The organism is Sporosarcina sp. GTC18466 (assembly GCF_055389225.1).
In genome coordinates this window covers 2,582,093-2,594,359 of record NZ_AP044037.1, presented here as the reverse complement: position 1 = coordinate 2,594,359, position 12,267 = coordinate 2,582,093, and the positions used below count along the sequence as shown (strand labels likewise).

The following is a 12,267-nucleotide window of genomic DNA, read 5'->3' as shown; positions in this document are numbered from 1 at the left end:
GATTACTTCCCTTCATCCTCTGCAGCTTTTTCCTTTTCGGCTTGATCCTTTTCGGCCTCATCCTTTGCCTTTTCCTGCTTCTCCTCTGCCTCCGCACCCGCAGCGGCCGCTGTCATATCTTTCTGGCCGGGCTCCACAATCGTCAATTTGGAGAGCGAGACGTCAAATGGCTTATACGTATAGTCTTTGCCGCCCACTTCTGCAACATATTCATAGTCGAGTGTGCCTGTCGGATAATCGTCCGGAATCGTCCATGCATAGGAGTACAGCAGCGTGCCTTCCTCGCCGTGCGGAATCAGTTCCATCTCGAACTCGTCGCCCGTCTGCAGCTTCACTTTGACGTTCGCGTCCTCGATCAGTTTCCCGGTATCCGCGTCGTTGACACTTGCCCGGAAGACGAGCCGGTCCCCTTGTTCAAACCGGCTGTTCACGACACAGACCGCGTCCTCGACAAGATGTGAATTGATGATGTCCCCATGGACGACAACGTGCTGCTCCTCTGTCTGCGCCGGTTGTTCCGTCTTGCCTGCATCATTGTTGTCCGCCTTATCCCCGTCATCCGAGCACCCTGCGAGCATGATGGCCGTCGCCAGCATACCCCCTGCAAGCAGCGACTTTGTTTTCGTTATTTCCATTCTGTTTCTCCTCCTTTTTCAGATTGACCTCCCTAGTTCTCTAGCAAAAGTCCTACTACCATTCTAGATTTCATCAACATTCGTGTCAAAAGTTGCGATTTTGACCCATGATTCGACATTCAGTTAATTCTAGATGTATCCTATCCAATACCTTCCACTGCCGCTGAATAAACCTCTTACTTTTTGGCAACAACTAGAAGAAACTGCTTCCCATATGGAAGGGGGACAACCGGTTGCAGGATCATCAAATCAAAAAGGATCTTTCCTTCACGGAGGACCTTCACTATAATCGCCAGCTCATCTATGACGCTTTTTCGTACCCGACCAACCAGTCGCTGAAGACGCGTGAACTGGCCACGCGGCACGGGAGCAAAAAAGGAATCGTTTTCTATCTGGAAGGGGCAGTCGATGCGACGACGATTGAAAACCACGTGATCAAGCCCTTTAAACAGCTGGCGGATGAGCCTGCGGGCGGAAACGCCGTGTCGATGCTCGCGGACAGTATCCTGCTGACGACAGCTGCCCGGCAGATCAACTCCCTTCAGGAAGCTGTTTCGGGTTTATTGAACGGAAATTCGTTGATCCTCCTGGACGGTGAGAAAGTTGCCATTACGACGGATACGGCCGGCTTTGAGAAACGCGCTGTCACTGAGCCGACCGTCGAGAACGTCGTCCGCGGACCGAAAGAGGCTTTCATCGAGTCCATGTCGGTCAATCAATCCTTGCTTCGCCGGCATATCAAGGACAGCCGGCTGCTTTGCGAATCGCTGACGGTAGGCGATGTATTCAAGAACGAGGTTTGCATGATGTATATCAAAGGCGTTGCAGCTGATGAGCTGATTCACGAGGTCAAGCAGAAAGTGCAGGATATCAAGACGGACGTCGTCCAGAACTTATCCATCCTTGAGCAATTCATTGAAAGCAGGACATATTCGCTCGTGCCTTCCACGTTAATGACGGAGCGGCCGGACCGCGCCACTTCTTTCCTGCTGGGCGGCCATATCATTCTGCTGATGGATAATTCGCCGTACGCGCTGGTCGTCCCGATCACGTTCTGGTCTTTGTTTCATACGGCAGAAGACCCCTATTTGCGATGGGCCAACGTGAATTTCACAAGACTCGTCAGCCTGCTCTCCATATTCATCGCCATCTTTCTTCCGGCCATTTATCTTGCGGTCAGTACGTTCCACGTCGAAATGCTGCCGCCTGATCTTTTATTCGCCATCGCGGCTACGCGGGAAATCGTGCCGATCCCTGTCTTATGGGAAATCATCCTGCTCGAGCTCACGTTCGAAATCTTGCGGGAGGCCGGCATCCGGATCCCCTCTGTAATCGGGCCGACCATCGGGATTGTCGGGGCCCTGATTCTAGGCCAGGCTGCGGTTCAGGCGAATGTTGTGAGCCCGATCATTGTCATCGTCGTGGCACTTACAGGCTTGTCTTCTTTTGTCATTCAAGATATGTCATTAAACTTCATGATCCGGATTTTGCGGTTCTTTTTCATTTTCGTCGCAAATTTCATGGGGTTTTTCGGCATCTTCCTTGCCGTCGCCTGCACGCTCGCCTATATGGTGTCCTTGAAGTCGTTCAATGTGCCGTTCTTATCGCCGGCCGCTCCCTATTTCCGTGCGCAGAAAGGCGTGCTATTCCGGCAGCCGGTCTGGAAACAGTCACTTCTTCCGTTTTTCTCAAGCAGCCGCTATGAGAAGAAGGTGGATTCTTCGAAAGTAGGGCACCGTGATGATTAAAACAAATAATGGCACGATCCGAAAGCGGGAATTTGCAGCCATTTTCGTCTTTCTGTATATGATCCAGTTGATGAACACGACACCCGATCTGCTCATCACACTTGGGAAAAACGCGGCGTGGATCATTCCTTTCGTCGCACTGTCGGTCATGCTGATCCCATTTCTCGTCTTGCTGCGTCTGTCTAAGAAACACGATGCCGGACTTGTGGAACTGGTCTTTTCAATTATGGGAAAGTGGACCGGCACATTCCTAGTGCTGGTTTTATTCCTCATCATCTTTAGTGCTTTGGTGTTCAACAGCCGCAATTACACGGACATTTTTAATACGATGTTCTATCCGAAGACGCCTGTCGCCTATATTTATGTGATGCTCATTGGCGCCTGTTTCTATATTGCGGTCCGCGGCTTGGAAACAATCGGACGGACCGCTTGGCTGCTTGGCCCGCTCTATGTACTCACGACATGCCTTTTGGTTTTCTTCATAACGGATGACCTGTCGTTTGAACGGATTTTCCCGATTGCGGGACCGGGATTCTTCACTCTCTTACTAGAAGGAGCAACCCATAGTTCCATCTATGGAGAAAGCATCTTGCTTCTGGCTTTCTACCCGTTCATCCGGACGTATAAGGATTTCCGGACCGGCGCACTTGCCGGCTGGGCCGTTTCGGCTGTCACCCTCTCTCTTTTCATGGCGATCTATATTGCCGTTTTCGACTATCCGGCAGCAGAAGATATCGCCTACCCGTTTCAGCAATTAACCCGGATGGCCACTCTCGGAACAATCGGCCATCTCGAATCTGTGTACCTGGCAATTTGGACGGTAGCTTCGGCCATCCATTTCTCAATCTACTTGTATCTATCCGCTTATTTCCTTTCAAAGATGCTGAAGCTGACAGAGTTTGAACCGCTGGTGTTGCCGCTCGCGGGACTTACCGTTCTAAGCGGGCTGATCTCCCCGAATATCTTTGTCGGCAATGCGCTCCGGGATCTGCTGATTCAAACAAGTTCCGTGATCCTGTTTCTGTTGCCGTTCGTTTTATGGGGCGTAGATCGCCTGAAAGGGGGCAAGAGGGCGGATGCGGACTAAATGGCTGATTGTTCTGCTTCCGTCTCTTTTCCTGCTCTGCGGCTGCTGGGATAAAGTGGAGCTGGAGGAACGGGGCTATGCCGTCGTACTCGGCCTGGACAAGAGTGAAGATGAGCATATGGTCGATGTCACGTTCCAGATTGAAAATCCGCAAGTCGGCTCAACGAAAGAGTCTGTCGCTCAAAGTGAGCCGCCGAGCGATATTCTGACGATCACGGCAACTGACATCATATCGGCGAAAGAACTGGCAAACAGCATTGTCTCCAGGGAAATCGACCTTTCCCAGCTGCAGACGATCATCATTGGCGAAGAATTAGCAAGAAGCGATTATTTCAACCATATCATCGCCTCTTCCGTCCGTGATCCGGAGATCCGGCGGAAGATGATGCTGATCGTCAGCAAAGAGAAGGCAAGCGAGTTCATCCACACCAACCATTCCGAACTGGAAACGCGGCCGCATAAATACTATTCCTTCATGCGGGACCGCTGGAAAGGGACCGGATTTGTACCTTTGTCCGACCTGAACCGTTATTTCCAGCGGACGGAAGATTCCCTGTTCCTCATTATCTATGCAACGACCGAAAAGGATCCTGAACTCCGGAAAACAACGGACGACTACAAAGCGGGCCAAGTCCCTCAAACATCCGGTGATCCCGCGCAAATAATCGGATCGGCCGTTTTTAAGAATGGAAAAATGGTTGGCGTCTTATCCGGGGAGGAAACCCGCCATGTTTTGTTATTGAGGAAGAAAAGCATTGCCAACCATTATGTCGACTCTTTCACCGATCCGACTGAAAGGGACATGAAGATTTCTGTCAGGCTGCTGAAACAAAAGAAGACGAGCGTGAAGGTGACTGTCGATCAGGAAAACCCAGAAGTCCGGGTCACTGTGCCGATCACTGTTCAGGTCTTGTCCACCCCGAGCCTGATCAATTACGCGAAAACCAAGGAAAAACAGCAGCTCATCATCAACGAGATCCAGCAGGAGCTGCATGAGAAGATCATGGAACTCGTCCAGAAGACACAAGAGGAATACGGAGCGGAACCTTTCGTCTGGTTCCAGCAGGCCCGCCGCGAATTCTGGACGATGGACGCTTTTGAGGAGTATGACTGGCAGGAAAAGTACAAGCAAGCGGACATCCACGTAGAACTCGATCTAACAATCGAAAGTTTCGGAAGCCAGCTGCAGCCGCCGAACGTACAACAGAAGGAGTGAGGGCATGCCGTTGCCTCTATGCGCGCTATTCCTGTATGTCGCCTATTATACAATCCGCTACGGCGGCAAGGTCTGGGGATCCGGCAAAAAGCCGGCGAGCCTGTCCATCTTTTTCATTGCGGCCTGCATCCTCGGCCTTACTGGCTGGCACTTGTTTTTTTCATAACATGCAGGAAGCCCTGCCCGCAAATTTGTCTAAACAAAAGAGGCGATACGGCCGTTTCCAGGACGTATCGCTTCTTTTCATTTTACAAATTCGTATCGATTTCTTCGGACGTACCCTCTTGCGTCTCAGGAAGAGGCCGAGGATGGCTCCGAACACGGCCCCACGCGAGGAGGTTGGTGAGCGCGGCGGTCAGTTGAAAATGACTTGAGAAGAAAATGATGACACCTCATTTCGATGATAAGTTTACGAATTACGTACTCCCCTATTTCGACATGAATTTATTTTCTCCTGCAAAACTATTCCCTCGCTCGTTTCGTTAAAGTAGTAGAAAGAAGGTGAGGACGCTGGGGACGGATGATTTTGATTGGATAGTCGATGAGTACGGGGAGCATTTGCTGAAGATGGCCTATTTCTATGTACGGAACCATGAAACGGCGAAGGATCTTGTGCAGGATGTGCTCCTGTCCTTCTACGAACAGACGAACTACACGGAGCAGGGAAAACTGCGGGCGTACTTGACGAAGATGACGGTCAACCGGTGCCGGGATCATTTGCGCAGCTGGTCGTTCCGCAACTTGCTATTCCGTCAAGACGATATAGAGGCAAGTCACGAGGCGCGCGACTCTCTCCTATTGAATGAAGAGCGGACGGAAATCGCCATGGCGGTCCTCAGGCTGCCGCTGAAATACAGGGAAATCATCCTGCTGTATTATTACGAGGAACTCAATATGCGGGAAATCGCCGGGTTCCTCGTCCTATCTGAAAACACGGTCAAGACACGGATGCGGAAAGCGCGGGAATTGCTGAAAGAACAGCTGCCCGCGCAAAACTGGGAGGTGCTCTCGAATGAATGAAGTGAAACGAAGCCTGGATGCGTTAGCCGGTGACATGAAGCTGCATCAGGAAGACTTGAAGCAGCGGCTGCTCGCGGGACCGCGCAAACCGAAGAGAAGGAGCCCTCTCCCCTTTGCAGCCGGCGCCATTGTCCTTGCCGCGGTGCTGTTCTTGTCCTTCGCGTTGCTGCGGGAGGAACCGGCCGGGCTGAGCAGCGCCTATGCCGTGGATGAAAACCTGTACGAACTGATCCTGCTGAATCATCAGGGGGAGTACGGGCAGCCGGAGTACAAAGCTTTACAGCAAATCTTACTCACGGATTCCCTCATCGATTTTGCTAAAGCAGCCGGCTACCAGGAGGATCTGCCCGCGATTGAGAAACAGTCCGCGCAGCAGGAACAGGAATATTACAGCGGATATGCAGACGGTGAACTGGAGAATGTACAAAAGACACAGCTCGAAAACTTCGGCTATACGTTCGAAGACTATTTCCAGCATCTCTACAAGTACACCCTACGGGATACCGCTGCCCGCGACTGGCTGGACGCCCACCCGCCGGAGACAATGGTGTCTCGCCGGGAAGTCATGGATGCGTTCATGCAGGAGCATGAGAGGGAGATCACGGCATTCATGGACAAGAAGCACATCACCGCGCCGCCGCATACTTCCGGTTTTCTTACCCTCGACGTATACGTGACGTCCACGGAAGATGGCCGGATCACCGGCGTTCCCGCACCCGCAGACGAAGCAGCCATCCGGCAGATGACGCTCGGGGAGCTGGAACCTATCGTGACCACTTTCATTTCAGGCACCGCACAAGAGGCTGAACCGTATACGTATATCCGAATCACCTACGATCCGCTGTCGTATCCGGTCAGCCGGGCCCAAGGGGAAGACCTGTTCATGGACGTGCCGGGTTGGGAGGAAGTGCAGGAGAATCCCGAATAAGAACAGCAAAAGAAGCAGCCCTCTTAGTGACGGTTCCGTCATCGGGAGGGCTGCTTTTCTCATGGGCATCCGTCTCGCGGAACGGCTATAATGGAGGTACCCATGCAGGAGGTCTATATCATGCACATACGTGAAATCAAAACGAAAGACAATGCGGCCATGGAACGGATCATCAAAGAATCGCTGGAATCGTACGGGCTGGATATCCCCGGGACGGCGTATTTCGACTCGCAGCTCGGGCATCTCGCCGAGTACTACGAAAATGAACCGAACGCAAAGTATTGGGTGTTGGTGGATGAAGCGGATAACGTCAGGGGAGGCGTAGGGATCGCCCGGTTCGGCTCTACGGATGGGGTTTGTGAACTGCAGAAACTGTACATTGAACCAGGGGCGCAAGGCAAGGGCCATTCGAAGAAGCTGATGGAGACGGCTATTGCTTTTGCCGGGAAGCATTACACGCACTGTTATTTGGAGACAATGGACAAACTGGCAACTGCGAATCACCTGTATGCCAAACTTGGTTTCCAGCGGTTCGAACGTCCGCTTGACGGGTCGGAACATTCGACGATGGATCGGTGGTATGTGAAGGAGCTAGAGCAGGAATAGGTGGAAAGTCACGCTAAAATGCCGATCAACTCAGCAAGTTGATCGGCATTTCACGTGTCTTCTTACATGTTAATCGCTGTCTATTCAGAAGTAGACAAACGCAAACAAATCCTTACATGATCTATCATCATTTCCCGCGAAAGTTGTCGGTATTTCCCGGGAAATGAAAAGATCCGTCGACTGCCTGAAGAACACTATGTTACATAGTCACCCGCCCAATCAGGTTCCATGCATCACTGTTGTTCAATTCATCAATGGTGACTTCGATGTCGCCTCCCAGATACACAATATCCCCTGTAACAGCAACGACCATTGCCTGCAGGACGGGGTCGCTGTCATTTTTTTGAAACACATCACCGATTTTAGGAGTATACGCCGGGTGTGTATGGACTTCCAGCTTCTTCAAAAGTTCATTTGCATCATGCTCGTTCGGCTCCGCCAAATCGATGATGGTTGCCCCTTCTTCCTGCCCCGGCACCATGACCCAATATTCGCTATGCTTGATGCCATTGGACTTGTTGCTGATCACGCCATTTGCTTCGATCGCCGAGACGGTTTCAATGGCGTGCAGGTGATGATGATCGAGCGAGTCGGGTTTCGGATTGATGATTAATATATAATCTCCTACTTTTGCCTTTTCCTCTTTATGTAGTGTATATCTCTTGTAATTGAACACGAAACTATCCAAATGCTTCGGCTTATATAACGTAATGTCTTTCGCCGTGACAAGCTCCTGCTCCAAGTCTTCCAGCCGAATCAGGTGCACTGACTTTTTAAAGAACGGTTTCACGGAGTACACTTTATGCAGCTTATTTTTGTAATACACAAATTGCCCTTTTCGGACGTTCAATAGATTCAAAACGATCCCACCCTTTTCAGTTTGTCTTGTCTGCCATCCTTCATAATACATGAATTATACTCTTCGCTGTATCTTGCGAACTGATGAATGCTGGCGGAATGGTTGCCGCTGTCCTAAATCACACCAGGCCCATCCCCTTCTCCTCACTCACCAACATGTCGGTCCTGGCCTTCGAATAAAAACCTGGCTTATTCTTTTCCTATCCTATTTTCACCTTGCCAAAACGGGAAAACATCATATCGATTCAAAAACTGATGATCAGGACAGTCCAAATATGTACACCCAGCCAAATTATCAACTATAAATGCCATCTCCCCTGAAGTCGAACCGTTAAATTGTTCAGGAGCAAGGCCCCTCGCGGCGACATGCCAAAACACCCGGTCCCACTTCCATTTTACTTGTTCAGCGGTTACCCATAATGATTGCCGAGACAGCGATGAAGTATTCGAAGACCGGGCATTGCTTGCGCTGGATGCCTGTGCAAAGTTGAATTCAATTAACTCGCTATAATGTAATCATCATAGAAGATGATTGGTTAAAAGGCACCTAGGTAACCCCTTACAAGAAGAGCGCCATGGAAAGACTGTCGTAATATTGTCCGCGTTGATATTGGTCTTTACGGAACACCCCTTCCCGCTCGAAACCAAGTTTTTCGTACAGCGCAATTGCACGCCCGTTGTCCGCACGCGTGACAAGGGTGATTTTCTTCGTGATGCCATTCCCTTTCGCCCAGTCAATCAACGCATTCATCAGCTGGCGGCCCAGTCCGTTGCCGCAATGCGAAAGGCGGATGGCAATGCCGAGGACACCCACATGCTTGAAGCGCGCTTTCGGGCTGGAATGAATGGTTCCGATCCCTATTATCCGTTCGCCCTCCATCATGAGGAGCGTACAGCTGCCGTTCGTGGCATCCATCCCTTCAAGCGAACGAACGACCTCTTCGGCCGTTTGCGGGTATTCCCCCTGTCCGAAAGACAAATAATCGGTTTCCCCGCCGACTTCATTGTAAAACTCGACAATCGCCGCCGCATCCTCAGGGCGGGCATGGCGGATTGCTGCATTTTCATAGCTGTTTGACATAAGCTGCTCCTTCTTTCCATCTTTTAGGCGTGGCCTGTGCAAAGTCGTGATTAATTTATTCCCTTCAATTATACAGATATAATGATGAAATAGGAATGTCCCATTAGTTTCTCGTTCAGGTACTCAAGGAACTACTGAAGCTGCTTCCACAAATCCGAAAAGGCCGTATTTTCCATTTTAAAATAGACTTCCATGGCACCATACATGATATAGCCGCCTTCCAGAAGACTTAGTCTGACTGTCGTGCCATCCTTCAGTTCTATCGTCAGTTCTTTGAATCCTTTCTCGTTCCGCAACTGGTCTACTGGATCTCCGCCGCGCTTGCGGAGGATCGGTTCCGTGCGGTCCAGTTCCTCCAAAAATGCATGCAGCACAGCTGTATCTGTTACGGGTTTGAAGTTCTCCACACTGTTGAACCAGTCATCAGACGTCCTCCAGTTGGCAGACGATACATTGCCCGTCATCTGCAATTTCCCGAACAGGTCCGCTCCGCTGCGGATTGTGATGCCATTCAGGTTTTCGTAGAATTCTGTCCGTACGCCCCCATCCCCTTCAGTATAGATCATAATCCGGAAATTTCGGTCGTACCCTTTTACTGAATAGACAGCTGCTCCGCTGCCGATCGTCGAAGCAAGTTCCTCCTCATATGCGTTCTTGCTGCTCCACTCGTCGATATTCCCTTTGGTCACGCCCAGCTTCTCATCAGCAAGATTTTTTGCAACTGCGGGTTCGATACGGCTGTTCGTCTCGGTATACACTTTTCCGTTATAGACAATCAATCCGATCATATCCATAGTCGACGTATCCCCCGTCGGCAGTTTAAGGGCCGGTATGGCGATCCCTTTTTTCAGTTCACCCATGTCCGATTCTCCCGCCAGAAGAAATGTCCCCAAGGAAAGCAGCAGAACCGCCGCAATACCGAGTCCCGCCAGATTGAACCGCTTCCGCCTGGCTCTCATCTCCCGGCCGGCTCGCGCAGCGCCGCGTCTGCTCCGTTCACTCAAATCTTCCGGCACCGCAATTTTCTCCATTTCCTCCTTCACCCTATTGTTCATGCTGCTCATCCCCTTTCCACTCGGCACGGAGTTTTTTTAATGCCCGATACAGGATCGTTTTAACGGTGCCCAAAGGCAAATCCAGAGTCTCACCGATTTCTTTAAACGTCAGCCCACTGTAGTATTTCAACATGACCACACTCTTTTGGCTCTCCTGCAAACGATTCATCAAATCATCTAACGTCACTTTCAGGTCAATGTCTTCTTCTATTGTTTCATCAGCGTGATTTTCTGCGTCAAAATGGAATTGCACCGTTTTTTGATTGGCCCGCAGCACATCGAGCGAACAATTGATGGCAATCCGCAGAAGCCACGTCTTGAAATAGGAGCCTTCCTTCAAGCCTTTCAAGTTTTTAAAGGCACGGTAGGCCGTCTCCTGCACCACATCCAGTGCATCATCCGAATTCTTCACATACAGAAAGGCCATCCGGTACACAGCTTCCTCATAGGGCTGGAACAATTCCAGAAATGCCTGTTCGTTCCCTTTTTGAGCTTTTTTCAATAGATCCGTCAAACAATCACCTCCAAAATGGCCGATTCATTGATTAGACGGCGCACAGGGAGATTTGGCTTCAATTTTCAAAGTAAAGAAGAGGACAAAAAAAGAGTCCCCGATCACTATCTTGATCAAGAACTCTTTTAATTGCAGACATCCGGCAGTTGATGATCCTAGCCGGTTGAAAGCCAAGGCACTACACGATAAACGCAAAGTACAGGATAAACAACAAACCAATTACATACATAATCGGATGAATCTCTTTATACCGCTTTTGCGCAAGCAGACAGAGCGGATACAGGATAAAACCAAAGGCGAGACCCATCGCCACGCTGGACGTGAGGGGCATCATGATGATCGTCAAGAAGGAGGGAATGACTATTTCCAGCCGGCTCCAGTCGATTTTCCTGATTTCCATTGCCATTAATCCGCCGACAATGATTAATGCCGGGGCTGTCACTTCGAGTGTAATGACCGATAAAACCGGTGAAAAGAACAAAGCGACCATAAAGCACGCCGCAATCACGACAGACGTGAAGCCTGTCCTCCCGCCGACTGCAATGCCCGCAGACGATTCAACGCTCGTCGCAGGCGTGGATGTCCCCAGTATCGCTCCGACTGCACTCGCGGTGGAATCAGCAAGCAAGGCTCTTCCGATATTCGGCACAGTGTTCCCTTTCATCATGCCCGCTTGGCTGGTCAGTGCGATTAACGCACCTGCCGTATCAAAAAAGGCGACCAGTAAAAACGTGAAGATCACTGCCAGCAATTCAGGCGTGAACACCTGATCTATATGGGAAAACACGACGCCGAATGTCGGTTCCAAGCTTGGTATGCTCCCCAGGATCTTGGAAGGCGTGTGTATGAGTCCAACGATCATTCCAACCACTGTGGTAATGATCATCCCGTAAAAAATTCCCCCATTAATCCCGCGCACCACCATCACGATCGTGATTACCAAGCCAAAAATGGCTAGCAGGGTCGTAGGCGATGTGACGTTACCAATCGATACGAATGTATCTGGATTGGCGATGATCAGCCCTCCATTTTTCAATCCGATGAAGGTAATAAAGAATCCGATCCCAGCAGCAATTGCATATTTCAAGTTCAATGGGATGATATTGATAATCTTCTCGCGGATTTTCAGCAAGCTTAACACCATGAAAATAATCCCTGCCACAAAGACACCCGTCAGCGCGACTTGCCACGGCACGCCCATCCCGATGCACACGGAAAAGGTGAAAAAAGAATTAAGCCCCATACTGGGCGCAATGCCGATCGGGAAATTCGCAAGCAGCCCAATCAGGAGTGTCCCGATAATCGCCGTCAGCGCGGTGGCCGTAAATACAGCTCCGCTGTCCATCCCGGCTTGGCTGAGGATCAATGGATTGACGACTAATATATACGCGACAGACAGGAAGGTCGTCACGCCTGCGAGTGTTTCCTGTTTATAGGAAGTATTCCGTTCCGTAAATTTAAAAAAATTCCTCATCATGCAGTCTCCTATGTGAATAAACGGCCCTCGTTTTCAGCCTAG

Annotated in this window: 13 protein-coding genes; 7 read left to right on the top strand and 6 right to left on the bottom strand. The window is 50.4% G+C overall.

The window, feature by feature from the left end; all coding sequences use genetic code 11:
- Positions 1-2: 2 nt before the first annotated feature.
- Complete coding sequence (locus tag ACZ5FK_RS12800) at positions 3-635, bottom strand: hypothetical protein (RefSeq protein ID WP_464805273.1); 633 nt, start codon at positions 633-635, stop codon at positions 3-5.
- A gap of 233 nt (positions 636-868) precedes the next feature.
- On the opposite strand from ACZ5FK_RS12800, the gene ACZ5FK_RS12795 reads away from it, so the two are divergent.
- The 7 genes from ACZ5FK_RS12795 to ACZ5FK_RS12765 all read left to right on the top strand — a co-directional run bounded on the left by ACZ5FK_RS12795 (position 869) and on the right by ACZ5FK_RS12765 (position 7,240).
- Positions 869-2,383, top strand: a complete 1,515-nt coding sequence (locus tag ACZ5FK_RS12795; RefSeq protein ID WP_464805272.1) for a spore germination protein — start codon at positions 869-871, stop codon at positions 2,381-2,383.
- Positions 2,376-3,470, top strand: a complete 1,095-nt coding sequence (locus tag ACZ5FK_RS12790; protein WP_464805271.1) for a GerAB/ArcD/ProY family transporter — start codon at positions 2,376-2,378, stop codon at positions 3,468-3,470. The genes ACZ5FK_RS12795 and ACZ5FK_RS12790 overlap by 8 nt, the downstream gene beginning before the upstream one ends.
- Entirely contained in the window at positions 3,460-4,686 is a 1,227-nt protein-coding gene (locus tag ACZ5FK_RS12785) for a Ger(x)C family spore germination protein (RefSeq protein ID WP_464805270.1), read from the top strand. Before ACZ5FK_RS12790 ends, ACZ5FK_RS12785 begins: the two co-directional genes overlap by 11 nt.
- A 4-nt stretch (positions 4,687-4,690) precedes the next feature.
- Positions 4,691-4,852: a hypothetical protein gene (locus tag ACZ5FK_RS12780; protein ID WP_464805269.1), complete on the top strand. Its 162-nt coding sequence runs from the start codon at positions 4,691-4,693 to the stop codon at positions 4,850-4,852.
- Between the two features lie 335 nt (positions 4,853-5,187).
- A complete protein-coding gene (locus tag ACZ5FK_RS12775) occupies positions 5,188-5,706 on the top strand; it encodes a sigma-70 family RNA polymerase sigma factor (RefSeq protein WP_464805268.1) in 519 nt (172 codons plus the stop codon).
- The gene (locus tag ACZ5FK_RS12770; protein WP_464805267.1) at positions 5,699-6,634 is read left to right on the top strand and encodes a hypothetical protein; all 936 of its coding nucleotides are present in this window, start codon (positions 5,699-5,701) and stop codon (positions 6,632-6,634) included. The genes ACZ5FK_RS12775 and ACZ5FK_RS12770 overlap by 8 nt, the downstream gene beginning before the upstream one ends.
- A 120-nt stretch (positions 6,635-6,754) precedes the next feature.
- Complete coding sequence (locus ACZ5FK_RS12765; RefSeq protein WP_464805266.1) at positions 6,755-7,240, top strand: GNAT family N-acetyltransferase; 486 nt, start codon at positions 6,755-6,757, stop codon at positions 7,238-7,240.
- A gap of 199 nt (positions 7,241-7,439) precedes the next feature.
- Here the strand turns inward: ACZ5FK_RS12765 and ACZ5FK_RS12760 are convergent, their stop codons facing one another.
- From ACZ5FK_RS12760 to ACZ5FK_RS12740, 5 genes are all read right to left on the bottom strand, one after another.
- The gene (locus ACZ5FK_RS12760; RefSeq protein WP_464805265.1) at positions 7,440-8,099 is read right to left on the bottom strand and encodes a hypothetical protein; all 660 of its coding nucleotides are present in this window, start codon (positions 8,097-8,099) and stop codon (positions 7,440-7,442) included.
- Between the two features lie 558 nt (positions 8,100-8,657).
- Positions 8,658-9,179 carry an N-acetyltransferase family protein gene (locus tag ACZ5FK_RS12755; RefSeq protein WP_464805264.1) on the bottom strand — a complete coding sequence of 174 codons (522 nt, stop codon included), beginning with the start codon at positions 9,177-9,179 and terminating at the stop codon, positions 8,658-8,660.
- 131 nt (positions 9,180-9,310) lie between these two features.
- On the bottom strand, positions 9,311-10,210 hold the full coding sequence (locus tag ACZ5FK_RS12750; RefSeq protein WP_464805263.1) for a hypothetical protein: 900 nt from the start codon (positions 10,208-10,210) through the stop codon (positions 9,311-9,313).
- Positions 10,211-10,223: 13 nt separating this feature from the next.
- Positions 10,224-10,748, bottom strand: a complete 525-nt coding sequence (locus ACZ5FK_RS12745) for an RNA polymerase sigma factor (protein ID WP_464805262.1) — start codon at positions 10,746-10,748, stop codon at positions 10,224-10,226.
- 178 nt (positions 10,749-10,926) lie between these two features.
- Positions 10,927-12,222, bottom strand: coding sequence for an NCS2 family permease (locus ACZ5FK_RS12740; RefSeq protein ID WP_464805261.1), 1,296 nt, complete (start codon positions 12,220-12,222; stop codon positions 10,927-10,929).
- Between the last annotated feature and the right edge of the window lie 45 nt (positions 12,223-12,267).

Bases quoted from the DNA above. Each gene is read 5' to 3' on its own strand.
- ACZ5FK_RS12765 (WP_464805266.1), top strand. From the start codon at position 6,755: ATGCACATACGTGAAATCAAAACGAAAGACAATGCGGCCATGGAACGG.
- ACZ5FK_RS12740 (WP_464805261.1), bottom strand. From the start codon at position 12,222: ATGAGGAATTTTTTTAAATTTACGGAACGGAATACTTCCTATAAACAG.
- ACZ5FK_RS12755 (WP_464805264.1), bottom strand. From the start codon at position 9,179: ATGTCAAACAGCTATGAAAATGCAGCAATCCGCCATGCCCGCCCTGAG.
- ACZ5FK_RS12785 (WP_464805270.1), top strand. From the start codon at position 3,460: ATGCGGACTAAATGGCTGATTGTTCTGCTTCCGTCTCTTTTCCTGCTC.
- ACZ5FK_RS12800 (WP_464805273.1), bottom strand. From the start codon at position 635: ATGGAAATAACGAAAACAAAGTCGCTGCTTGCAGGGGGTATGCTGGCG.
- ACZ5FK_RS12750 (WP_464805263.1), bottom strand. From the start codon at position 10,210: ATGGAGAAAATTGCGGTGCCGGAAGATTTGAGTGAACGGAGCAGACGC.
- ACZ5FK_RS12790 (WP_464805271.1), top strand. From the start codon at position 2,376: ATGATTAAAACAAATAATGGCACGATCCGAAAGCGGGAATTTGCAGCC.
- ACZ5FK_RS12770 (WP_464805267.1), top strand. From the start codon at position 5,699: ATGAATGAAGTGAAACGAAGCCTGGATGCGTTAGCCGGTGACATGAAG.
- ACZ5FK_RS12780 (WP_464805269.1), top strand. From the start codon at position 4,691: ATGCCGTTGCCTCTATGCGCGCTATTCCTGTATGTCGCCTATTATACA.